Consider the following 22954-nt stretch of genomic DNA (forward strand, 5'->3'; position numbering starts at 1 on the left):
TTGAAAAGTGAGCGCTTGGATTGTTTTTTTGAATTTATGCTTGTCACTTCAGAATTACTCCCTATAATGCGCCTCCACTGACACGGAACAACGGCAAACAAGCCGCCGAGTCAGCAGGGTTTCAGCAGTGAAATACGACGCTGAAAGCCGACAGAGAAAAGCGAAATAAGCGCTTGACTCTGAATGAGGAAAACGTAATATACGGGACCTCGCAACGGTGAGCTGAAAGCCGCGTTGCAACTGCTCTTTAACAATTTATCAGACAATCTGTGTGGGCACTCAAAGTGACATGGATTCTTAATGTCTTCGGACAATAAATGAATACCAAGTCTCTGAGTGAACATGCGTAATTCATTACGAAGTTTAATTCACGAGCATCAAACTTAAATTGAAGAGTTTGATCATGGCTCAGATTGAACGCTGGCGGCAGGCCTAACACATGCAAGTCGAGCGGTAGCACAGAGAGCTTGCTCTCGGGTGACGAGCGGCGGACGGGTGAGTAATGTCTGGGAAACTGCCTGATGGAGGGGGATAACTACTGGAAACGGTAGCTAATACCGCATAACGTCGCAAGACCAAAGTGGGGGACCTTCGGGCCTCATGCCATCAGATGTGCCCAGATGGGATTAGCTAGTAGGTGGGGTAATGGCTCACCTAGGCGACGATCCCTAGCTGGTCTGAGAGGATGACCAGCCACACTGGAACTGAGACACGGTCCAGACTCCTACGGGAGGCAGCAGTGGGGAATATTGCACAATGGGCGCAAGCCTGATGCAGCCATGCCGCGTGTATGAAGAAGGCCTTCGGGTTGTAAAGTACTTTCAGCGAGGAGGAAGGCATTAAGGTTAATAACCTTGGTGATTGACGTTACTCGCAGAAGAAGCACCGGCTAACTCCGTGCCAGCAGCCGCGGTAATACGGAGGGTGCAAGCGTTAATCGGAATTACTGGGCGTAAAGCGCACGCAGGCGGTCTGTCAAGTCGGATGTGAAATCCCCGGGCTCAACCTGGGAACTGCATTCGAAACTGGCAGGCTAGAGTCTTGTAGAGGGGGGTAGAATTCCAGGTGTAGCGGTGAAATGCGTAGAGATCTGGAGGAATACCGGTGGCGAAGGCGGCCCCCTGGACAAAGACTGACGCTCAGGTGCGAAAGCGTGGGGAGCAAACAGGATTAGATACCCTGGTAGTCCACGCCGTAAACGATGTCGACTTGGAGGTTGTGCCCTTGAGGCGTGGCTTCCGGAGCTAACGCGTTAAGTCGACCGCCTGGGGAGTACGGCCGCAAGGTTAAAACTCAAATGAATTGACGGGGGCCCGCACAAGCGGTGGAGCATGTGGTTTAATTCGATGCAACGCGAAGAACCTTACCTACTCTTGACATCCAGAGAACTTAGCAGAGATGCTTTGGTGCCTTCGGGAACTCTGAGACAGGTGCTGCATGGCTGTCGTCAGCTCGTGTTGTGAAATGTTGGGTTAAGTCCCGCAACGAGCGCAACCCTTATCCTTTGTTGCCAGCGGTTCGGCCGGGAACTCAAAGGAGACTGCCAGTGATAAACTGGAGGAAGGTGGGGATGACGTCAAGTCATCATGGCCCTTACGAGTAGGGCTACACACGTGCTACAATGGCATATACAAAGAGAAGCGACCTCGCGAGAGCAAGCGGACCTCATAAAGTATGTCGTAGTCCGGATTGGAGTCTGCAACTCGACTCCATGAAGTCGGAATCGCTAGTAATCGTAGATCAGAATGCTACGGTGAATACGTTCCCGGGCCTTGTACACACCGCCCGTCACACCATGGGAGTGGGTTGCAAAAGAAGTAGGTAGCTTAACCTTCGGGAGGGCGCTTACCACTTTGTGATTCATGACTGGGGTGAAGTCGTAACAAGGTAACCGTAGGGGAACCTGCGGTTGGATCACCTCCTTACCTTAAAGAACCTGCCTTTGTAGTGTCCACACAGATTGTCTGATGAAAGTAGAGAAGCAAGGCGTCTTGCGATTGAGACTTCAGTGTCCCCTTCGTCTAGAGGCCCAGGACACCGCCCTTTCACGGCGGTAACAGGGGTTCGAATCCCCTAGGGGACGCCACTTGCTGGTTCGTGAGTGAAAGACGCGCGCCGACATATCTCAAAACTCATCTTCGGGTGACGTTTGAGATATTTGCTCTTTAAAAATCTGGATCAAGCTGAAAATTGAAACGACACACAGTTAATGTGTGTTCGAGTCTCTCAAATTTTCGCAATCAGAAGTGAAACATCTTCGGGTTGTGAGGTTAAGCGACTAAGCGTACACGGTGGATGCCCTGGCAGTCAGAGGCGATGAAGGACGTGCTAATCTGCGAAAAGCGTCGGTAAGGTGATATGAACCGTTATAGCCGGCGATGTCCGAATGGGGAAACCCAGTGTGATTCGTCACACTATCGTTAACTGAATACATAGGTTAACGAGGCGAACCGGGGGAACTGAAACATCTAAGTACCCCGAGGAAAAGAAATCAACCGAGATTCCCCCAGTAGCGGCGAGCGAACGGGGAGCAGCCCAGAGTCTGAATCAGCTTGTGTGTTAGTGGAACGGTCTGGAAAGTCCGACGGTACAGGGTGATAGTCCCGTACACCAAAATGCACAGGCTGTGAACTCGAAGAGTAGGGCGGGACACGTGGTATCCTGTCTGAATATGGGGGGACCATCCTCCAAGGCTAAATACTCCTGACTGACCGATAGTGAACCAGTACCGTGAGGGAAAGGCGAAAAGAACCCCGGCGAGGGGAGTGAAAAAGAACCTGAAACCGTGTACGTACAAGCAGTGGGAGCACCTTCGGGTGTGACTGCGTACCTTTTGTATAATGGGTCAGCGACTTATATTCTGTAGCAAGGTTAACCGTATAGGGGAGCCGCAGGGAAACCGAGTCTTAACTGGGCGTTAAGTTGCAGGGTATAGACCCGAAACCCGGTGATCTAGCCATGGGCAGGTTGAAGGTTGGGTAACACTAACTGGAGGACCGAACCGACTAATGTTGAAAAATTAGCGGATGACTTGTGGCTGGGGGTGAAAGGCCAATCAAACCGGGAGATAGCTGGTTCTCCCCGAAAGCTATTTAGGTAGCGCCTCGTGAACTCATCTTCGGGGGTAGAGCACTGTTTCGGCTAGGGGGTCATCCCGACTTACCAACCCGATGCAAACTACGAATACCGAAGAATGTTATCACGGGAGACACACGGCGGGTGCTAACGTCCGTCGTGAAGAGGGAAACAACCCAGACCGCCAGCTAAGGTCCCAAAGTCACAGTTAAGTGGGAAACGATGTGGGAAGGCACAGACAGCCAGGATGTTGGCTTAGAAGCAGCCATCATTTAAAGAAAGCGTAATAGCTCACTGGTCGAGTCGGCCTGCGCGGAAGATGTAACGGGGCTAAACTGTGCACCGAAGCTGCGGCAGCGACACTATGTGTTGTTGGGTAGGGGAGCGTTCTGTAAGCCTGCGAAGGTGGCCTGTGAGGGTTGCTGGAGGTATCAGAAGTGCGAATGCTGACATAAGTAACGATAATGCGGGTGAAAAGCCCGCACGCCGGAAGACCAAGGGTTCCTGTCCAACGTTAATCGGGGCAGGGTGAGTCGACCCCTAAGGCGAGGCCGAAAGGCGTAGTCGATGGGAAACAGGTTAATATTCCTGTACTTGGTGTTACTGCGAAGGGGGGACGGAGAAGGCTATGTTAGCCGGGCGACGGTTGTCCCGGTTTAAGCATGTAGGCGGAGGTTCCAGGTAAATCCGGTACCTTATTAACGCTGAGGTGTGATGACGAGGCACTACGGTGCTGAAGTAACAAATGCCCTGCTTCCAGGAAAAGCCTCTAAGCATCAGGTAACATCAAATCGTACCCCAAACCGACACAGGTGGTCAGGTAGAGAATACCAAGGCGCTTGAGAGAACTCGGGTGAAGGAACTAGGCAAAATGGTGCCGTAACTTCGGGAGAAGGCACGCTGATATGTAGGTGAAGCCCCTGCGGGTGGAGCTGAAATCAGTCGAAGATACCAGCTGGCTGCAACTGTTTATTAAAAACACAGCACTGTGCAAACACGAAAGTGGACGTATACGGTGTGACGCCTGCCCGGTGCCGGAAGGTTAATTGATGGGGTTATCCGTAAGGAGAAGCTCTTGATCGAAGCCCCGGTAAACGGCGGCCGTAACTATAACGGTCCTAAGGTAGCGAAATTCCTTGTCGGGTAAGTTCCGACCTGCACGAATGGCGTAATGATGGCCAGGCTGTCTCCACCCGAGACTCAGTGAAATTGAACTCGCTGTGAAGATGCAGTGTACCCGCGGCAAGACGGAAAGACCCCGTGAACCTTTACTATAGCTTGACACTGAACATTGAGCCTTGATGTGTAGGATAGGTGGGAGGCTTTGAAGCGTGGACGCCAGTCTGCGTGGAGCCAACCTTGAAATACCACCCTTTAATGTTTGATGTTCTAACGTTGGCCCCTAATCGGGGTTGCGGACAGTGTCTGGTGGGTAGTTTGACTGGGGCGGTCTCCTCCCAAAGAGTAACGGAGGAGCACGAAGGTTAGCTAATCCTGGTCGGACATCAGGAGGTTAGTGCAATGGCATAAGCTAGCTTGACTGCGAGCGTGACGGCGCGAGCAGGTGCGAAAGCAGGTCATAGTGATCCGGTGGTTCTGAATGGAAGGGCCATCGCTCAACGGATAAAAGGTACTCCGGGGATAACAGGCTGATACCGCCCAAGAGTTCATATCGACGGCGGTGTTTGGCACCTCGATGTCGGCTCATCACATCCTGGGGCTGAAGTAGGTCCCAAGGGTATGGCTGTTCGCCATTTAAAGTGGTACGCGAGCTGGGTTTAGAACGTCGTGAGACAGTTCGGTCCCTATCTGCCGTGGGCGCTGGAGAATTGAGGGGGGCTGCTCCTAGTACGAGAGGACCGGAGTGGACGCATCACTGGTGTTCGGGTTGTCATGCCAATGGCATTGCCCGGTAGCTAAATGCGGAAGAGATAAGTGCTGAAAGCATCTAAGCACGAAACTTGCCCCGAGATGAGTTCTCCCTGAGACTTTAAGTCTCCTGAAGGAACGTTAAAGACGATGACGTTGATAGGTCGGGTGTGTAAGCGTAGCGATACGTTGAGCTAACCGATACTAATGAACCGTGAGGCTTAACCTTACAACGCCGAAGCTGTTTTGGCGGATTTGAGATGATTTTCAGCTCTGATACAGATTAATCAGTGCGTCGTAATGACGGGCTGGTAAAACAGAATTTGCCTGGCGGCGATAGCGCGGTGGTCCCACCTGACCCCATGCCGAACTCAGAAGTGAAACGCCGTAGCGCCGATGGTAGTGTGGGGTCTCCCCATGTGAGAGTAGGGAACTGCCAGGCATCAAATAGAACGAAAGGCTCAGTCGGAAGACTGGGCCTTTTGTTTTATCTGTTGTTTGTCGGTGAGCGCTCTCCGGAGTAGGACAAATCCGCCGGGAGCGGATTTGAACGTTGCGCAGCAACGGCCCGGAGGGTGGCGGGCAGGACGCCCGCCATAAACTGCCAGGCATCAAACAAGAAGAACCCCGTACCGTAAGGTGCGGGGTTTTTTGCTGTGTGGCGTATAGCTCCCCCGGTGGCGCTGCGCTTACCGGGGCTACCAACCCGTAGCCCGGAAAAGGTGCGCAGCACCGCCTCCGGGAAAAGCCGCTGCCATAGCAACGTAAACGAAAGGCTCCGTCGGAAGACTGGGCCTTTTGTTTTGGTGTTTTGCGGCCAGACGCGCCGCTATCTTCCCCGGTGGCGCTGCGCTTACCGGGGCTACAGATCCGCACCTCCTGCGGGGAAGATCGCGCCAAATCCACACGCTCACCTTCATTCAAAGCCATATAAAACCCCGTCGTTGTACCCACTTCGCCATAATTCTCTTTTTCATTGCGCATGTACTGACGTTAATCGCGAAAAGCGGTGTTACGAAAAAAAATGTGAATACAATCACATATAAATAAATAACAATTATATAACATTTGGTTCACTAATTAATTTGTCGAAGTGACGTGTCACGCCCGATGAGACAGATTACGGTCTTTGCTGGAGCAAAATTACAATGACAGAAAGCAGTATTAACGAGCAGGGGACCCTGGAACAGGGAGATACCCGGCGCCGTGTATGGGCAATTGTGGGCGCATCTTCAGGGAACCTGGTGGAATGGTTTGATTTTTATGTCTATTCATTTTGCTCACTCTATTTTGCGCACATCTTTTTCCCTTCAGGAAATACCACTACTCAATTGTTACAAACCGCCGGAGTTTTTGCCGCTGGCTTCCTGATGCGCCCCATCGGCGGCTGGCTGTTTGGCCGCATTGCTGACCGTCGCGGACGTAAAGCCTCAATGCTTATTTCGGTATGCATGATGTGCTTCGGCTCGCTGGTAATTGCTTGTCTACCGGGATACGCCACTATCGGCACCTGGGCACCGGCTTTGCTCCTGCTGGCACGTCTGTTCCAGGGCCTGTCCGTTGGCGGGGAATATGGCACCAGCGCGACCTACATGAGTGAAGTGGCAGTAGAAGGAAAGAAAGGATTCTACGCCTCCTTCCAGTACGTTACGTTAATTGGCGGTCAACTGCTGGCGGTACTGGTCGTTGTCGCGCTACAACAAATCCTCAGTGATGAAGACTTGCATGCCTGGGGATGGCGTATACCTTTTGCTCTGGGCGCCGTACTGGCCATCGTCGCGCTGTGGCTGCGCCGTCAGTTGGATGAAACCTCGAAACAGGAAACCCGAGCGCTGAAAGAGGCCGGTTCCTTTAAGGGTTTGTGGCGTAATCGCCGGGCTTTTGTCATGGTGCTGGGCTTTACCGCCGCCGGCTCGCTGACTTTTTACACCTTCACCACCTACATGCAAAAATATCTGGTGAATACCGCCGGCATGTCGGCCAGCACCGCCAGCATGATTATGACGGCGGCGCTTTTCGTGTATATGCTGGTACAGCCGCTGTTTGGCGCATTCTCGGATAAGGTGGGTCGCCGCACTTCAATGCTGTGTTTCGGCGTGCTGGCGACGCTGTTTACCGTGCCTATCCTTAGCGCGCTGCAAAATGTCAGCTCTCCATATGCCGCATTTGCCCTGGTGATTTGTGCGTTGCTGATTGTCAGCTTCTACACTTCCATCAGCGGGATCCTGAAGGCGGAAATGTTTCCGGCACAGGTTCGCGCGCTGGGCGTGGGCTTGTCCTATGCGGTAGCAAACGCGTTGTTCGGCGGTTCAGCGGAATACGTCGCGCTGTCGCTTAAATCTGCGGGAATGGAGAATGCCTTCTACTGGTACGTGACGGCGATGGCGGCGATTGCCTTCCTGGTGTCTCTGATGCTGCACGGTAAAGGGAAGGGTCTGCGTTTGTAACCTTATTGATGTGCCAGTTGCCACACCGCATAGCCGGTAGTGGCGCCGGCGACATCCCAGGCGAAATCTTTCCAGCTCCAGCCGCTCCCTGCCGGGCGGCTGTCCCATAACTCTTTTGATGCCCCCAGACTAACGGAAAACATCAGACCGATGGCGGCGCTGCGATCGCGGCTGTATCCCTGATGCTGCGCATATTCATTGCCGGCCGCGGAGAGCATTGCCGACGCGAGAAAGTGTTGGGCTTTGTCCTGACCACTCCAGGCATCATTGGCCATATGGCTACAGCCGCCAAGCAGTAAAGGGGCAAAAATAACAAGATGACGCATAGTGCTTCCTGAAAAAAAGCCCCGTAAACGGGGCATTGATTTAAAGAATGCGGCTAATAAGACGGTCGATGCGGATACGTCGCAGACGGCGAATGAGCTTTTTCACCTTCACCGGATAGTCGGCGATGCTTTGCAGATCGCGATAATGCTTCACCACCGTCGTATGCGTACGGATGAGCTGAAGCTCCTTTTCCCGCATTTCGCGCAGTTGATGTTTAGGATCGTGGATAAGCACGGCATTTTCCAAGTCCAGCCGCCAGGCGCGCGGATTGAGGTTATTGCCGGTTAACAGCATCCATTCGTTATCAACCCACATACCCTTTAGATGGTAGCTGTTATCGTCATCTTTCCATAAACGCACGATGAGCTGATCGGTATTCACATAATACTGCAGGCGGCTCAGGAAGCGTCGCAGGTTAATTTCGTACAAATAAGGCAGTGCGCCGATGATTTTAAACGGCTGATCTTCCGGGATATAGAAGTCGTTCGCGGTCTTATCGCCGACGATGATTTCCACTTTTTTGCCGCTGCGTAGCAGAGAAATAATATTTCTGACCAGTACGGCGGGCAGGTTGAAATACGGGGTGCAGATTGTCAGCTTATGTTCCGCACACGGCATCAGGTGGAAGATAGTCTTGTTGAGTAAGCTCGATTTACCGAGCCCGACCAGCGGTGTGACTGACAGTTGATCTTCATCGGCATTGCCGGTGAAGTGATAGCCGCTTTCGCGCAGATCCTGGCGATACAGGCGAATATCATTTTTGATTTCCGGGCTTTTCGGCCGATCCGGGCGATCGAGACGATTCACGCCGCGACCCTCTACCAGGTTGTGCTCGACCCAGTCGAACATGACATCGGCCATCTTGCCGTTGCGGATGCACTGATAGCGATCGTAGCGATATTTATCATGCTGATGCAGGTACACATCGTTCAGGCTGGCGCCGCTATAGATGACGCTATCGTCGATGATGAAGCCTTTAAAATGGAGCACGCCGAGCGCTTCACGGGTATTGACCGGGACGCCATAGACCGGGATATCAATCCCAGGATTTTCCTGGGCCATACGACAGTACCAGTCGGCATTGGTATTGGAGGCTGCAGCGCCGATGCGGCCGCGCTGGGCGCGATGCCAGTCAACCAGCACGCGCACGTCCAGTTCCGGACGTTGACGTTTGGCGTCGTACAGGGCTTGCAGTATTCCTTTTCCGCCATCATCTTGCTCAAGGTAGAGCGCAATAATGCAAATACGCTGGGTGGCGTGGGCTATCTTTGCCAGTAGCGCCTGGCGGAAATCAGCCGGCGCGTAAAAGAACTCGATATCATCAACTGACTGAGAGAGCTTAGGGAGTTGGGCAAGGTGTTGTTGATGTTTATTACGCTTAAATTTTGACAACATCACAGTGCGTTTCTTCTCTGTTTATTGAAGGGTCTTCTGTACCATGCAGACGACGTAAGCGGGCAATAATAACATCACTACCCGCGAATGTGGTCATTAATTGCTGTCGCTTGTCACCGAATGTAACGTATTCAGCGCAAGAGACAGGCTCACAATTCCGTCTTCTAGCTGGATATCTACGGCAAAGCCAAGTTTTCTGGCAAGGCTTATCATGCCGCGGTTATTTGGCATGGTGATGCCATTTAAGCGCTGTAATCCGTGTCCTTGCGTATAGGCGATAAGCTTTTCAAGGAGCTGTCGCCCCAGACCTAAACCTTTCAGATCCGAGCGTACCAGCACGGCGAACTCGGCATCAATGTTATCAGGATCGGAAATCGCTCTGGTCACGCCAAGGATCTCGCTTCCTTGCTCCGTAGCGCGTACCGCAACAAAGGCCATTTCACGATCGTAGTCGATCTGGGTCATATTGGCTAAGTCGTCATGGGTGAATTCGTTGATCTCGCTGAAGTAGCGGTAATAGAGATCTTCTTTAGTGACCTGTTCGATAAAAGCCAATAGCAGAGGTTCATCCTCAGGCAGGATCGGCCGGAACAGGCAGCGTTCACCGTTTTTCATCACCACCCATTCTTCTAACTGTTGCGGATAGGGTCTGACTGCCAGCCGGCTTTCGCTGTCGCCGCTAAATGGCGCCAGACTGAGGGTGACGTCGAGGGCGGTAAACTCGTTGCCGGAAGCAAGCAAGGGGTGAATATCCAACCGCTGGATCTCGGGGCAATCGACGATCAGATTAGAGACCTGCACCAGCAGTTGGCTGAGGCCGGGAATATCCAACGGGCGCAGCGCGCTGCGTCCGCGGATCTTTTTGCTCTTGATGGCCTGGATCACCAGATAACGCGCCAGGTTCATATTCAGCGGCGGCAGGGCGACCGCGGCCTGATTTTCCGCTCGCCATTCGACGCCGCCCTCGCCAAGCATAATCAACGGGCCAAAAAGCGGGTCATGCTCGACGACGACCCGAAGTTCCTGCGCCCCGGCGCGGTTGGCCATGCTTTGGACTAGCAGGCCATGAATACGCGCCTGCGGCCAGGCCATTTTTACCCTGTCGATAATCGCGTCCGCCGCCTGCTGGACTTCAGCAGGGGTTCGTAAATAGAGCATAACGCCCTGAACTTCAGATTTATGTGGAATATCCGGCGAACGTAACTTCAACGCCACCGGGTAGCCAATCTGCTCGGCGATATGTACCGCTTCGGCGCTGTCGGCGGCAATCCAGGTGGGCAGAGTATGGATGCCGTAGGCGCGCAGCACCGGGCTGACTTCATGGGTGTCCAGTGAGGTCGCGCCTTCGCTCAGCGCGCGCTGCAATAGCGTGTGGGCCTCGGCGGTATTGGCGGTCAACGTATCGGACAATACCGGCGTTTCCCGTAACTGTTTCTGGTTGCGACGGTATTCCACCATATGCATAAAGGCGGTAATGGTACCCTCAGGCGTGCGATAGGTTGGAATGCCGGCTTCGCTAAATAGCCGTCGCGCCTCCTGGGAGGAGAACTCTCCGCACCAGTTCGTCAGCACCGTAACGTATTTCCCGCGCGGATGACGCTTAAGGGCATCAATCAACGCCAGCGCGCTTTCGGTACCCGGCGCCGCGGCGCTGGGGGAGTGGATCACCAGCAGCGCATCATAATCCTGGCTATCCAGCAACACATTCAGCGCCTTGAGATAATGCTCGCTGCTGGCGTCATCGCGCAGATCCAGAGGATTAGCAACCTCGACGCCTGTCGGTAACGTCTGTTTGAGCTGGTTGCTGGTTGCCTCGCTAAGCGTGGCGAGCTTACCGTTACGCAGCCACAGTTCGTCCAACGCCAGCGCCGCCGGCGCCGCGCCATTACTGATGATCATCAGTTTTTCGCCGCGCAATGGGCGCATATGGCTCAGGGTTTCAACGGCGGAAAAGAGCTCGTGGGTGTCCTGCACGCGCAGTAGCCCCGCCCGCTGAATAGCGGCGTCCCAGGCGGGATCCATTCCTGAGTTTACATGCAGCAATTTCTGCGCCGCCGGGCTGCGGCCGCTTTTGATGACCAGAATGGGTTTATTACGCGAGGCGCTACGGGCGGCGGAGACAAAACGCCGCGCATCGCTGAGATGCTCCAGATAGAGCAGAATGGCGCTGGTCTTGCTATCACGGGCGAGAAAATCGAGCAGGTCGTCGACGTCGATATCAAGACTATCGCCCAGCGCAATAAAGTACGAGAAGCCCATTTCACGCTGCTGCGCCCAGTCCAGAATGGTGTTGGAGACGGCGGCGGATTGCGAGATAAACGCCAGCTTGCCGCGCTGGATAGGCACCGGCGAGAAGCTGGCGTTGAGGCCCTGCCACGGCGCCAGGAGCCCCAGGCTGTTGGGGCCGAGTAGACGCATTTGATAACGGGCGGCGCATTCGAGCAGCGCCGGGTACTGGTCCGGCTGTGAAGAGAGGATAATGCAGGTTTTACACCCTTTCCGCCCTAAGGCCTCGAGCAACTCGAGGTTGCGCCGGGCATTAGTACAGAGCACCGCCAGATCCGGAGTAAAAGGCAGGCTGTCGATAGTCGGCCACGCCAGTACGCCAAGCACCGCTTTCCAGGCGGGCGTCACCGGCAGGACCGGGCCATTAAAACCGCCGGCCAACAGGTTGCGCATCATTAAATAGCCAGCGCGCTGCGGTTTCATCGATGCGCCAATGACGGCGATCGATTTTGGCCGCAGCAGTGCTTCCAGGCCTCGTTGGCTCATTCCGGTCTCCTTTAATCCCCAGTGACCGAATGATTTTAAACGCTTTCAGCCTGTTGTGCTGTGATACTGCCCTTATGCTGCGTTTTTCCCGCCAGATAGCGGCTTCTGAACAGACTAAAGTGATCGCCAAGCGCGGCAGCCGCCTGCGCGTCGCCGGCTAAATCCAGCAGAGCAATGGCGACTTCCGCCGTACAGTACTGACCGTCGGCGTGGGCCTCGCGCAGGTGATAGGCTGAGATGCGCGACAGGTCGACTGAGATTACCGGCAGCGCATCGAGATACGGGCTTTTGCGAAACATTTTCCGTGCTTCCGTCCAGGTGCCGTCGAGCATAATGAACAGCGGCGGCTTACCCTCCGGCGGGGCGCTCAGTACCTGACGATCCGCTCCGGCATAAGAGGCCGGAAAGACGACCATGGGCTGATAATCAGGGTTGGCGACCAGATCGAGCAACGCCTGCGGCGGCTCGGTACGCGACCACTGAAACGCTTCGGTATTGGGCAGAATATCGGCGATAAGACGTCCGGTATTGCTGGGCTTCATCGGCTCGGTGTCGAACATTACCAGGCAAAAGCGGCTGTCGGCGGGCACTGGCGCCAGCGTTGCGCACAGACACTGTTTTAGGGGGAGCAGGCAGCGCTGACAGCGGCGGATGCGGTTGCCGCGAGCAAGAAAAGGCCGGGTTGCGCGCGCGAGGCGTTCGGCGCGCAGGCGAAGGACAGCGTTATCAATCATGGGAGTCGCTAATGAAAAACGCTATTGTCGCAGAGGAGAAAACGGGGCACAAGCGGTGCCCCGGCGGCTTTACTGTTGGTTGGCTTCGTTCAACCAGCTATCGAACGGCGCTTTGGGGACGGCGCCATTCAGCATGTCGACCATTTCACCATTTTTGAACATCATAATGGTTGGAATGCTACGGATGCGGAAGCGAGCGCTCAGTTCGCGTTCGGCTTCGGTGTTCACTTTCACAAAACGCATTTCGCCGCTGCGCTCTTCAGCCACATCTTCAAAGATCGGCGCGAAGCTACGGCATGGACCGCACCACGGGGCCCAGAAATCAATCACGACTGGCAGATCGTCCTTTAATAGTTTATCCAGCGTTGCCCCGGTCGCGTTGATGACATCGCCGTCAAAGAGATCGTGGCCGCAGCGTCCGCACTTGGCGCCATCGGCGCTACGGTCTTCGGGGATGCGGTTAAGAGCCTGACAACTGGCACAAACGGTATTCATAACTAACCTCTGGTTATGGGGTTGCAGCGCGGCACGTGGCCGATTTGTTTCTGTAATGTTACATATTATCGATTAGGCGCGAATAAAGGACAATGTCTTTTGTTCGATGGTTACAATAGACCAAGGCTTTTAAATGAAATAATGGCTAAGTGAAGATACATCGGGTAATCTTCGCGCTTCGCGCAGCGCAGGTGGAGAAAATAGATGAGCGACGAACTGAAAAATAAAAGCGGCAAGGTCAAAGTGATGTATGTCCGCAGTGATGATGATTCTGACAAACGTACCCATAACCCGCGTACCGGGAAAGGGGGAGGGCGTCCAGGAAAATCACGTGTTGACGGCCGCAGCCGCCCTGCGCGCGATGAACGTAACAGCCGCGGCGACGATCGCAAACGCGACGATCGCAAGCGTAATGATTTTAATCGCGATGATGCGTCCCCGTGGCGCACCGTTTCCCGCGCTCCGGGCGATGAGACGCCGGTAAAAGAAGATCACGGCGGCATCAGCGGTAAGAGCTTTATCGATCCGGAAGTGCTGCGTCGTCAGCGCGCGGAAGAGACCCGCGTCTACGGCGAGAACGCCTGTCAGGCGCTGTTCCAGAGCCGTCCGGAAGCCATCGTACGCGCCTGGTTTATCCAGAGCGTTACCCCGCGCTTTAAAGAGGCGCTGCGCTGGATGGCAGCCAACCGTAAGGCCTACCACGTAGTGGACGAAGCCGAGCTGGCGAAAGCGTCTGGTACCGAACACCACGGCGGCGTCTGCTTCCTGATCAAAAAACGTCATGGTACTTCCGTGGCCCAGTGGGTGGCGAAAGCAGAAGCCGAAGATTGCGTACTGGCGCTGGAAGATGTTGGCAACCCGCACAACCTCGGCGCGATTATGCGTAGCTGCGCGCACTTTGGCGTGAAAGGCGTGGTAGTACAGGATGCCGGCGTGCTGGAGTCTGGCGCGGCGATCCGCACTGCAGAAGGCGGCGCGGAACATGTTGAGCCGATCACCGGCGACAGCTTTATCGATACCCTGACGCAGTTCCGTCAGGCTGGCTACGCCATCGTCTCGACCTCCAGCCATAACGGTACGCCGCTGTTTAAGGCCGAGCTGCCGAAAAAAATGGTGCTGGTATTAGGCCAGGAGCGTGACGGTCTGTCCGATGCGGCGATCTCCAGCTCTGACCTCAACGTCGCCATCGACGGCACCGGCAATGTCGAAAGTCTTAACGTCTCCGTGGCGACCGGCGTGCTGCTGGCGGAATGGTGGCGTCAGAATAAGGCCTGATATCGGTCTCTGAATGCAAAAAGCCAGCTGATGCTGGCTTTTTTATTGTCGTCGCTCACTCGCTTTCAGCGGGCAGCACCGGCATCCAGTCAATGGGCGCCTCGCCGCGTTCTGCCAGCCACTGGTTGGTTTGCACAAAGTGATTGCAGCCGAAGAAACCGCGGTGCGCCGACAGCGGTGACGGGTGCGGCGCCTTCAGGACGCAATGGCGCTGGCGATCGATAATGGCGCCTTTCTTCTGCGCGTGCGCGCCCCACAGCAGAAATACCACTCCTTCACAATGCTGGTTAATCAGCGCTATCACTTTATCGGTAAAGGTTTCCCAGCCGAGACTGGCGTGTGAGTGCGCCTGACCGGCGCGCACCGTTAACACGGTATTAAGCAGGAGCACGCCCTGGCGCGCCCAGCTTTCCAGATAACCATGCGCCGGGCGCTGAAAGCCGGGGATGGTGCCTTCCAGCTCTTTATACATGTTCAGCAGCGACGGCGGTATCTGTACTCCCGGTAAAACAGAAAAGGCCAGACCGTGCGCCTGTCCCGGGCCGTGATAGGGATCCTGACCTAAGATGACCACTTTGACCTCGCTCAGTTCGGTATAGCGAAAGGCGTTAAAGACATCTTTCTGCGGCGGATAGATAGTCATGCCGGACTGACGCTCTTCGGCGACGGTCTTGAGGGTGTTGAGAAAATAGGGCTGCTGCTTCTCTTCCGCCAGCACGTCGTGCCAGGTTAATGGGGTGGTCATCTCGCTCTCCTGCAAAGTGTCATGCCCATAGCTTAACTGCTTCTTTCTGCATAACAAAATCGCGACGTCATTCCTGACTGGTTGTACATAAAAAAAATTGAAAATTTACAAAATTTTTTATGGCACCTACTGGCGTAACTTGATGTAAAACAATACTATCCTCATATACCCACTTTGAGTGAGTGGTTTTTGTTGATTTAAATCAATGAATGCCGGGTGTGTGGCTGATATATATACACTCATACAACAATGGTTTTACCAATTGGCCGCAAAGAGGCCAAAATCGAATAAACACTGCCTGGGAGGCATCAAATGATTACTGGTATCCAAATTACTAAAGCGGCAAACGACGACCTGCTGAACTCTTTCTGGCTGCTGGATAGCGAAAAAGGCGAAGCGCGCTGCCTGTGCGCCAAAGGTGGTTTTGCGGAAGATGACGTGGTTGCGGTGAGCAAACTGGGTGAAATCGAATACCGTGAAATCCCGGTAGACGTGAAACCGGAAGTCCGTGTGGAAGGCGGTCAGCACCTGAACGTGAACGTGCTGCGTCGCGAAACCCTGCTGGATGCCGTTGAGCACCCGGAAAAATACCCGCAGCTGACCATTCGTGTTTCCGGCTACGCGGTACGTTTTAACTCTCTGACTCCGGAACAGCAGCGCGACGTTATCGCTCGTACCTTTACCGAAAGCCTGTAAGGCTAAAGCCAGATGTGAAAACGCCGGGATATCCCGGCGTTTTTTTTACTCTTCGTTGGACGTTGACGGCGTCCCGGCAGCGCTTGGCTTACGGCGCTTACCGATGTTTTTGGTATCGCGGTGGCGTTTCTTGACCCGCGGCTTCTCTTTTTCTTTCTCTTTTTTCTCGGCGCGTTTCGCCAGCACTTTCTTCGATGGCTTACCGGTTAACTTCTCGCTCGGCGCGCGGGTTTTCGGTCGCAATTCATCAATCACGCGAGCTTTCAGCGGTTCTTCAACGTAGCGGCCGATTTTGCCCAGCAGCAGATGATCGTGCGCTTCAACCAGCGAAATAGCGGTGCCTTTCTTACCAGCACGGCCGGTACGGCCAATACGGTGCAGATAGATATCGGCGGTACGCGGCATATCGAAGTTAAACACGTGGCTGACATCCGGAATATCAATACCGCGCGCGGCGACGTCGGTGGCAATCAGCACGTTCACGCGACCATCGGTCAGGCGTTTAATCGCTTCGTTACGTTTGATCTGCACCATTTCGCCTTCCAGCCAGCAGGTGGTGATGCCTGCTTCGTGCAGCTTGGCCGCCAGTTCATGAACGCGCTCGCGTTTACGCACGAACACGATAGAGCGGGTTGCTTCCGGCTGCTTCAGCAGATTAACCAGCAGCGCGGTTTTATGCTCGATATCATCGGCGCGATAGTACCACTGGTGGATTTTTTTACGTTCGCGGGTCGACGGATTTGCGGAAACCTCAACCGGCTCTTCCAGCAGGCGTTCGGCAAAGTCTTTAATCGCATCGCCTTCCAGCGTGGCGGAAAACAGCATGGTCTGCTTGCGCCAGCGGGTTTCACCGGCGATGGTTTCGATATCCTGGGCAAAGCCCATGTCCAGCATGCGGTCCGCTTCATCTAGGATCAGCGTTTCTACCGCGCGGCAGTCGAAGTTCTCTTCTTTAATATACTGCAGCAGGCGACCGGTGGTGGCGACCACGATATCCTGGTTTTCGCTGAACACTTCCGCGTGGTTCATGTACGCAACGCCGCCGGTAATGGTGGCAATATCCAGATGGGTATGCTTCGCCAGTTCGCGGGCGTGATCGGCAACCTGCATCGCCAGCTCGCGGGTCGGCGTCAGGATAAGGATCCGCGGCGGCCCCGATTTCTTACGCGGGAAATCAAGCAGATGCTGCAACGCTGGCAGCAAATATGCCGCAGTTTTACCGGTGCCTGTCGGCGCAGAACCGAGAATATCACGGCCATCAAGCGCAGGCGGAATAGCGGCGGCCTGAATGGCTGTCGGGCGTGTGAAACCTTTATCCTGGAGCGCTTCCAGCAGGTTTTCGTCGAGTTCAAGTTCGGAAAAAGTCGTTACAGTCATGTTCTACCTCTGAGTGGGCCGCCGATTATAGACGTTACTGACGTAATGTTCATCTGTTTGTAAGGCTATCTGTTCTCCGGTATTGTGCATAGCCTTAAGCACAGCCGTTTTCGCCAGCAAGGTTTTTGAGGATGTCTCAGTCGAAGTTTGCGCTGCCGCGCAATGGTTTTACCTTTAAACAATTTTTCGTCGCCCACGATCGCTGCGCCATGAAAGTCGGTACCGACGGTATTCTGCTGGGCGCCTGGGCGCCGATTGCTCAGGTGAAGCACGTGCTGGATATCGGCGCCGGTAGCGGTTTACTGGCATTAATGTTAGCCCAGCGTACCGCGGAGCCGGTACAACTGGATGCGGTGGAGTTGGATGAAGAGGCCGCGGCGCAGGCGCGGGATAACGTGGCGGCCAGCAGCTGGTCTGGACGTATCGCGGTATTTCAGGCGCCGATTCAGCAGTGGCAGCCGCAGCCGCCGCGGCGCTATGAGCTCATTGTCAGCAATCCGCCGTTTTTTGCCGAAGGCGTCCCTTGCGCGACGTCGCAGCGCGAACAGGCGCGTTACACCACCTCGCTCGATCATACGACGCTGCTCGCCTGCGCTGCGGATCTGATTACCGAGGAGGGCTTTTTCTGCGTAGTGCTGCCGGTGGATATTGGTAATGCGTTTGTCGAACGGGCAAAAGCGATGGGATGGCATTTGCGCTTACGCACCGACGTGGCGGAAACAGAAATGCGTCCGCCGCATCGCGTCCTGCTGGCATTCTCTCCCAGCTCCGGCGAGTGTTTCAGCGATCGGCTGGTGGTTCGTGGGCCAGAGCAGCAGTACTCTGAAGGCTTTACCGCGCTGACCCGCGACTTCTATCTTTTTATGTGAGTGAGCGGCGAGAGGATTGACGGGCCGCTCTCGGCCAGCGTGTCCGGGTAGTCGAGCGTATAGTGCAGGCCGCGGCTCTCTTTACGCTGCATGGCGCAACGCACGATAAGCTCGGCCACCTGCACCAGATTGCGCAGCTCCAGTAAATTATTGGAGACGCGAAAACGCGCGTAATACTCATCCAGCTCCTGCTGCAGCATAGTAATGCGCCGCAGGGCCCTTTCCAGCCGGCGGGTGGTACGCACGATTCCGACATAATCCCACATCAGCAGGCGCAGTTCGTGCCAGTTATGTTGAATCACCACCAGTTCATCCGGGATCTCAACCTGGCTTTCATCCCACGGCGGCAGCTGTTCCGCCGCTTGCGCCAGCGGCAGGCGTTTCGCAATATCCTCGGCGGCCGACCAGCCGTACACCAGACACTCCAGTAATGAGTTCGAGGCCATGCGGTTGGCGCCGTGCAGCCCGGTGTAGCTCACCTCGCCGATGGCGTACAGGCCGTCAACGTCGGTACGTCCGTTATCATCCACCATCACGCCGCCGCAGGTGTAGTGGGCGGCAGGCACGATCGGTACCGGCTCTTTGGTTAAATCGATGCCAAGGCCGAGTAGCTTTTCATAAATCATCGGGAAATGCTGGCGAATAAACGCTTCGGGCTTATGGCTAATATCCAGATACATGCAGTCGACGCCGAGGCGTTTCATCTCATGGTCGATGGCGCGGGCGACGATATCGCGCGGAGCCAGTTCGCCACGCTCGTCGAAGTCCGGCATAAAGCGGCTACCGTCGGGCCGTTTTAGCAGCGCGCCTTCACCGCGTAGGGCTTCCGTTAAGAGGAAGTTTCGCGCCTGTGGATGAAACAGCGCGGTAGGGTGGAACTGGTTAAATTCGAGATTGGCCACACGGCACCCCGCGCGCCAGGCCATGGCGATGCCGTCGCCGGAGGAGACATCAGGGTTGGTGGTGTATTGATAGACTTTCGCGGCGCCGCCGGTCGCCAGCACCACGGCTTTTGCGCTGCAGGTTTCTACCTTTTCCTTATTACGATTCCAGATCCATGCGCCGACGACCCGCCGGGTACCCGGCAGACCAATCTTATCGGAGATAATCAGGTCAACCGCGTTGCTACGCTCCAGAATGGTGATATTCGGATGCGCCAGCGCTTTGCCGACCAGCGTCGTCTCTACCTCTTTACCGGTGGCATCGGCGGCATGCAGGATCCGCCGATGGCTATGGCCGCCTTCACGCGTCAGATGGTAGCTCTCTTCACCGTTGGCCTGAACCTGGGTATCAAACAGTACCCCTTGATCGATAAGCCACTGTACGCAGGGTTTGGCGTTGCTGGCGACAAAGGAGACGGCATGGCGGTCACAAAGACCGGCCCCGGCGATGAGCGTATCTTCGACGTGGGATTCAATGCTATCGGTTTCATCGAAAACGGCGGCAATCCCACCCTGGGCGTAGAACGTCGAGCCTTCGCTAACCGGCCCTTTGCTTAGTATGGTGACCGCGTGGCGTTCCGCCAGGCGCAGCGCCAGAGACAATCCGGCAGCGCCGCTGCCGATAATCAACACATCACAGGAAAAGTCAGGAGTCGTCTTCATAGCTTCTGTTTAATTTACTAAACACAATGGCGTCACCATAGCACCTGATGGGGCCAAATCGTACAATTATTTTCGTGAATAGTTGTGCGGGCTAAACAAAGCTGGCGGAAAAGAAAATATGTAAACGAAAGAAAATATTTGCGAAGCAGGCCGTTACCTTCAGATTTTATAGTGAAAAATAAGTTGGGTTACGTTACCCTTCAGGCGGGCCTTGCGCTTTTTCTTCATTAGCTTACCTGGCGTTGAACAACGGGACTTATAATGAGAGATAACAATCAGTCCACCGTTGTCAGACAAAAATCAAAAGCGTAACGGAACTTTATTGTGTTCAGACACTCCAAACGACTGCTTGCTCATAATGCAGTGCTTGGGTGGTGTTCTGAATACGCATGGGAATTGGGTTTGGGGAGACATTACCTCGGATGAGCGAGCAGTTAACGGATCAGGTCCTCGTTGAACGGGTCCAGAAAGGAGATCAGAAAGCCTTTAACCTACTGGTAGTACGCTATCAGCACAAGGTGGCAAGCCTGGTCTCCCGCTATGTACCGCCGGGCGATATCGCTGACGTTGTTCAGGAATCGTTCGTGAAGGCGTGGCGTGCGCTGGATTCTTTCCGGGGGGATAGCGCTTTTTATACCTGGTTGTATCGTATCGCCGTAAACACGGCAAAGAATTATCTGGTTGCTCAGGGACGCCGTCCGCCATCAAGCGATGTAGACGCCAACGAGGCGGAAAACTTCGAAAGCGGCGGGGCATTGAAAGAAATTTCGAACCCTGAGAACTTAATGTTGTCAGAAGAGCTGAGACAAATAGTTTTTCGTACCATTGAATCGCTCCCGGAAGATTTACGCATGGCAATTACGTTACGGGAGCTGGATGGCCTGAGCTATGAAGAAATAGCCGCCATCATGGATTGTCCGGTTGGCACGGTACGTTCGCGTATCTTCCGGGCACGTGAAGCTATTGATAATAAAGTTCAACCGCTAATCAGGCGTTGACGATAGCGGAATACTGGAAAAGGGTATCAGGCATGCAGAAAGAAAAACTTTCGGCCTTAATGGATGGTGAAACGCTGGATAACGAGCTGCTCAATGAGCTGAGTCGTTCTTCTGAAATGCAAAAAACCTGGGAGAGCTACCATCTCATCCGCGACACGCTGCGAGGCGATACCGCCGAGATGCTCCAATTCGATATCTCAGCTCGCGTAATGGCCGCCATCGAGAACGAACCTGCTCGTCAGGTTGCGCCGCTTATTCCTGAATCTCAACCCGCTCCACACCAGTGGCGTCAGATGCCTTTCTGGCAGAAAGTGCGCCCGTGGGCCAGCTCGCTTACCCAAATGGGCGTGGCAGCGTGCGTGTCTCTGGCTGTGATCGTCGGTGTCCAGCAGTATAACGGACACTCCGATGCCTCCCAGCAGCCGGAAGCGCCAGTCTTCAACACCATGCCGATGATGGGCAAAGCCAGCCCGGTTAGCCTGGGCGTTCCGGCCGATGCCTCCGCCGGTAGCGGTCAGCAGGCGCAGGTTCAGGAGCAACGTCGTCGTATTAATGCTATGCTGCAGGACTATGAATTGCAGCGTCGCCTGCACGCTGAGCAGCTTCAGTTTGGCCAGGCCCAGACTCAGCAAGCCGCTGTTCAGGTGCCGGGTTATCAAACTTTAGGAACGCAATCGCAGTAATGAAGCAACTTTGGTGTGCCATGTCGCTCATGGCAGGCAGCCTGTTCTTCTCCACCAACGCCTCGGCTGATACATCGTCCGGGGCGTTGTTGCAGCAGATGAACCTGGCCAGCCAGTCCCTAAATTACGAGCTGTCTTTTGTCAGTATCAACAAACAGGGCGTTGAGTCGCTGCGCTATCGTCACGTGCGGTTGAACAATCAGCCCCTTGCTCAGTTGCTGCAGCTCGACGGTCCGCGTCGGGAAGTGGTGCTGCGCGGTACTGAAATCAGCTATTTTGAACCCGGTCTCGATCCCTTCACCCTGAACGGCGACTATATCGTCGATTCCTTGCCGTCTCTGGTGTACACCGATTTCAAAAAGCTGGCCTCGTATTATGATTTCATCTCCGTTGGCCGGACGCGTATCGCCGATCGCCTGTGCGATGTAGTGCGCGTGGTGGCCCGCGACGGCACGCGCTACAGCTACATTGCGTGGCTGGATGCCGAGACCAAGCTGCCGCTGCGCGTCGACTTGCTCGACCGCGACGGTGAAACCCTGGAGCAGTTCCGGGTGGTCTCATTCAATATCGGTGATAACGTAAGCTCGAGTATGGAAGCGCTGTCGAAAGCCAGCCTGCCGCCGCAGCTGTCGGTTCCGGAAAGCGGCAATAAAGCCAACTTTAACTGGGCGCCAACCTGGCTGCCGCAGGGCGTGACGGAAGTTTCCAGCAGCCAGCGTCGTTTACCGACCTTCGACGGTCCGGTCGAGTCTCGTCTCTATTCCGACGGTCTGTTTAGCTTCTCCGTTAACGTTAATCGCGCGACGGCTAACAGCAGCGATCAGCTGCTGCGCACCGGTCGCCGTACCGTCAGCACTTCGGTACGCGATAACGCCGAAATCTCGGTGGTTGGCGAATTACCGCCGCAAACGGCAAAACGTATCTCAGACAGCATTAAGTTCAGGGCCGCGCAATGATCAAAGAGTGGGCGACTGTCGTCTCCTGGCACAACGGCGTGGCGCAGGTTCACTGCGATGTTAAAGCCTCTTGCAGCAGCTGCGCCTCGCGCGCCGGCTGCGGTAGCCGGGTGCTCAATAAACTGGGGCCGCAAACCAGCCATACCATAAGCGTTCCCTGCGACCAGCCGCTGACGGCCGGGCAAAAAGTGGAACTGGGCATTGCTGAAAGCAGCCTGCTGGGTTCGGCGCTGCTGGTATACATGGCGCCGCTGTTCGGGCTGTTCGTGATGGCGTCGATTTTCCAGGTGCTGTTTGCCAGCGACATTGCTTCGCTGTGCGGCGCGTTGCTTGGCGGCGTCGGCGGGTTCCTGGTGGCGCGCGGGCTGTCGCCGAAGCTGGCTGCTCGCCAGTCGTGGCAGCCAGTGATTTTAAGCGTCGGTTTACCGCCGGATCTGCTGCGCGTTGATACGCCTTCCTCTGAAATGGGGCAGTGATTTCACTGTCCCTCATCTTTATTTACGCTTCCTGATACAACGCCACAATTCTGCCGTTATGCTGGATCTAACAGCATTTCCTGGTTTCGCGGATGTAGTGTAGAATGCGGCGTTTTCGGATTAAAAAACGTCAGGCACAGAACAGCGGCCTCATGAGACTC

Annotated in this window: 17 protein-coding genes, 1 tRNA gene and 3 rRNA genes; 13 read left to right on the top strand and 8 right to left on the bottom strand. The window is 54.9% G+C overall.

Translation table 11 applies throughout. The features are described 5' to 3' along the window. Positions 1-385 precede the first annotated feature (385 nt). The 5 genes from ABLV78_RS06075 to ABLV78_RS06095 all read left to right on the top strand — a co-directional run bounded on the left by ABLV78_RS06075 (position 386) and on the right by ABLV78_RS06095 (position 7391). Positions 386-1925 (top strand): 16S ribosomal RNA (locus ABLV78_RS06075). 85 nt (positions 1926-2010) lie between these two features. Further along, a tRNA-Glu gene (locus tag ABLV78_RS06080) sits at positions 2011-2086 on the top strand. A 182-nt stretch (positions 2087-2268) separates the two neighbouring features. Then, a 23S ribosomal RNA gene (locus ABLV78_RS06085) occupies positions 2269-5173 on the top strand. A 97-nt stretch (positions 5174-5270) separates the two neighbouring features. Beyond that, positions 5271-5386: ribosomal RNA gene (gene rrf / locus ABLV78_RS06090) — 5S ribosomal RNA — on the top strand. Together the 16S, 23S and 5S rRNA genes with 1 tRNA gene alongside form the textbook arrangement of a ribosomal RNA operon. A 706-nt stretch (positions 5387-6092) precedes the next feature. Then, positions 6093-7391, top strand: a complete 1299-nt coding sequence (locus ABLV78_RS06095) for an MFS transporter (protein WP_047043360.1) — start codon at positions 6093-6095, stop codon at positions 7389-7391. A 2-nt stretch (positions 7392-7393) separates the two neighbouring features. On the opposite strand, the gene ABLV78_RS06100 is transcribed toward ABLV78_RS06095, so the two are convergent. The 5 genes from ABLV78_RS06100 to trxC form a co-directional block, all read right to left on the bottom strand. Beyond that, the gene (locus ABLV78_RS06100) at positions 7394-7717 is read right to left on the bottom strand and encodes a YfiM family lipoprotein (protein WP_045392800.1); all 324 of its coding nucleotides are present in this window, start codon (positions 7715-7717) and stop codon (positions 7394-7396) included. A gap of 40 nt (positions 7718-7757) precedes the next feature. Further along, on the bottom strand, positions 7758-9113 hold the full coding sequence (gene pssA, locus ABLV78_RS06105) for a CDP-diacylglycerol--serine O-phosphatidyltransferase (protein WP_045392797.1): 1356 nt from the start codon (positions 9111-9113) through the stop codon (positions 7758-7760). A 96-nt stretch (positions 9114-9209) separates the two neighbouring features. Then, on the bottom strand, positions 9210-11885 hold the full coding sequence (locus ABLV78_RS06110; protein WP_047043363.1) for a bifunctional acetate--CoA ligase family protein/GNAT family N-acetyltransferase: 2676 nt from the start codon (positions 11883-11885) through the stop codon (positions 9210-9212). Between the two features lie 35 nt (positions 11886-11920). Then, on the bottom strand, positions 11921-12619 hold the full coding sequence (gene tapT / locus ABLV78_RS06115; RefSeq protein WP_047043367.1) for a tRNA-uridine aminocarboxypropyltransferase: 699 nt from the start codon (positions 12617-12619) through the stop codon (positions 11921-11923). 69 nt (positions 12620-12688) lie between these two features. After that, positions 12689-13114: a thioredoxin TrxC gene (trxC, locus tag ABLV78_RS06120; RefSeq protein WP_015370277.1), complete on the bottom strand. Its 426-nt coding sequence runs from the start codon at positions 13112-13114 to the stop codon at positions 12689-12691. Between the two features lie 204 nt (positions 13115-13318). Here trxC and ABLV78_RS06125 point away from each other — a divergent pair, with 204 nt between their 5' ends. Beyond that, positions 13319-14389, top strand: a complete 1071-nt coding sequence (locus ABLV78_RS06125; protein ID WP_015703188.1) for a tRNA/rRNA methyltransferase — start codon at positions 13319-13321, stop codon at positions 14387-14389. A 55-nt stretch (positions 14390-14444) separates the two neighbouring features. Here ABLV78_RS06125 and ung read toward each other — a convergent pair whose 3' ends face one another. Further along, a complete protein-coding gene (gene ung / locus ABLV78_RS06130) occupies positions 14445-15134 on the bottom strand; it encodes a uracil-DNA glycosylase (RefSeq protein ID WP_047043370.1) in 690 nt (229 codons plus the stop codon). Positions 15135-15446: 312 nt separating this feature from the next. Here ung and grcA point away from each other — a divergent pair, with 312 nt between their 5' ends. Next, positions 15447-15830 carry an autonomous glycyl radical cofactor GrcA gene (gene grcA, locus ABLV78_RS06135; RefSeq protein WP_002914084.1) on the top strand — a complete coding sequence of 128 codons (384 nt, stop codon included), beginning with the start codon at positions 15447-15449 and terminating at the stop codon, positions 15828-15830. A gap of 45 nt (positions 15831-15875) precedes the next feature. Here the strand turns inward: grcA and srmB are convergent, their stop codons facing one another. After that, positions 15876-17207 (bottom strand): ATP-dependent RNA helicase SrmB, encoded by a 1332-nt coding sequence (gene srmB / locus ABLV78_RS06140; RefSeq protein WP_045392789.1) that lies wholly within the window; start codon positions 17205-17207, stop codon positions 15876-15878. Positions 17208-17338: 131 nt separating this feature from the next. Here srmB and trmN point away from each other — a divergent pair, with 131 nt between their 5' ends. Further along, the gene (gene trmN / locus ABLV78_RS06145; protein WP_045392787.1) at positions 17339-18076 is read left to right on the top strand and encodes a tRNA(1)(Val) (adenine(37)-N(6))-methyltransferase TrmN; all 738 of its coding nucleotides are present in this window, start codon (positions 17339-17341) and stop codon (positions 18074-18076) included. Here the strand turns inward: trmN and nadB are convergent. Then, positions 18061-19680 carry an L-aspartate oxidase gene (gene nadB / locus ABLV78_RS06150; protein WP_047043373.1) on the bottom strand — a complete coding sequence of 540 codons (1620 nt, stop codon included), beginning with the start codon at positions 19678-19680 and terminating at the stop codon, positions 18061-18063. The genes trmN and nadB overlap by 16 nt on opposite strands. A 363-nt stretch (positions 19681-20043) precedes the next feature. On the opposite strand from nadB, the gene rseD reads away from it, so the two are divergent. From rseD to rseC, 5 genes are read left to right on the top strand one after another with little or no spacing between them, the layout of a single operon-like run. Continuing rightward, positions 20044-20106: a rpoE leader peptide RseD gene (rseD, locus tag ABLV78_RS06155; RefSeq protein ID WP_350425049.1), complete on the top strand. Its 63-nt coding sequence runs from the start codon at positions 20044-20046 to the stop codon at positions 20104-20106. Then, a complete protein-coding gene (gene rpoE, locus ABLV78_RS06160; protein ID WP_002914074.1) occupies positions 20103-20678 on the top strand; it encodes an RNA polymerase sigma factor RpoE in 576 nt (191 codons plus the stop codon). Before rseD ends, rpoE begins: the two co-directional genes overlap by 4 nt. 32 nt (positions 20679-20710) lie before the next feature. Continuing rightward, a complete protein-coding gene (rseA, locus tag ABLV78_RS06165) occupies positions 20711-21361 on the top strand; it encodes an anti-sigma-E factor RseA (RefSeq protein WP_015370285.1) in 651 nt (216 codons plus the stop codon). Continuing rightward, positions 21361-22317: a sigma-E factor regulatory protein RseB gene (rseB, locus tag ABLV78_RS06170; protein ID WP_045392783.1), complete on the top strand. Its 957-nt coding sequence runs from the start codon at positions 21361-21363 to the stop codon at positions 22315-22317. The genes rseA and rseB overlap by 1 nt, the downstream gene beginning before the upstream one ends. Further along, positions 22314-22793 carry a SoxR-reducing system protein RseC gene (gene rseC, locus ABLV78_RS06175; protein ID WP_045392781.1) on the top strand — a complete coding sequence of 160 codons (480 nt, stop codon included), beginning with the start codon at positions 22314-22316 and terminating at the stop codon, positions 22791-22793. The genes rseB and rseC overlap by 4 nt, the downstream gene beginning before the upstream one ends. Positions 22794-22954: the final 161 nt, after the last annotated feature.

This window comes from Klebsiella sp. CN_Kp075 (assembly GCF_040065055.2).
In the GTDB taxonomy this organism is placed as follows: Bacteria; Pseudomonadota; Gammaproteobacteria; order Enterobacterales; family Enterobacteriaceae; genus Klebsiella; species Klebsiella aerogenes.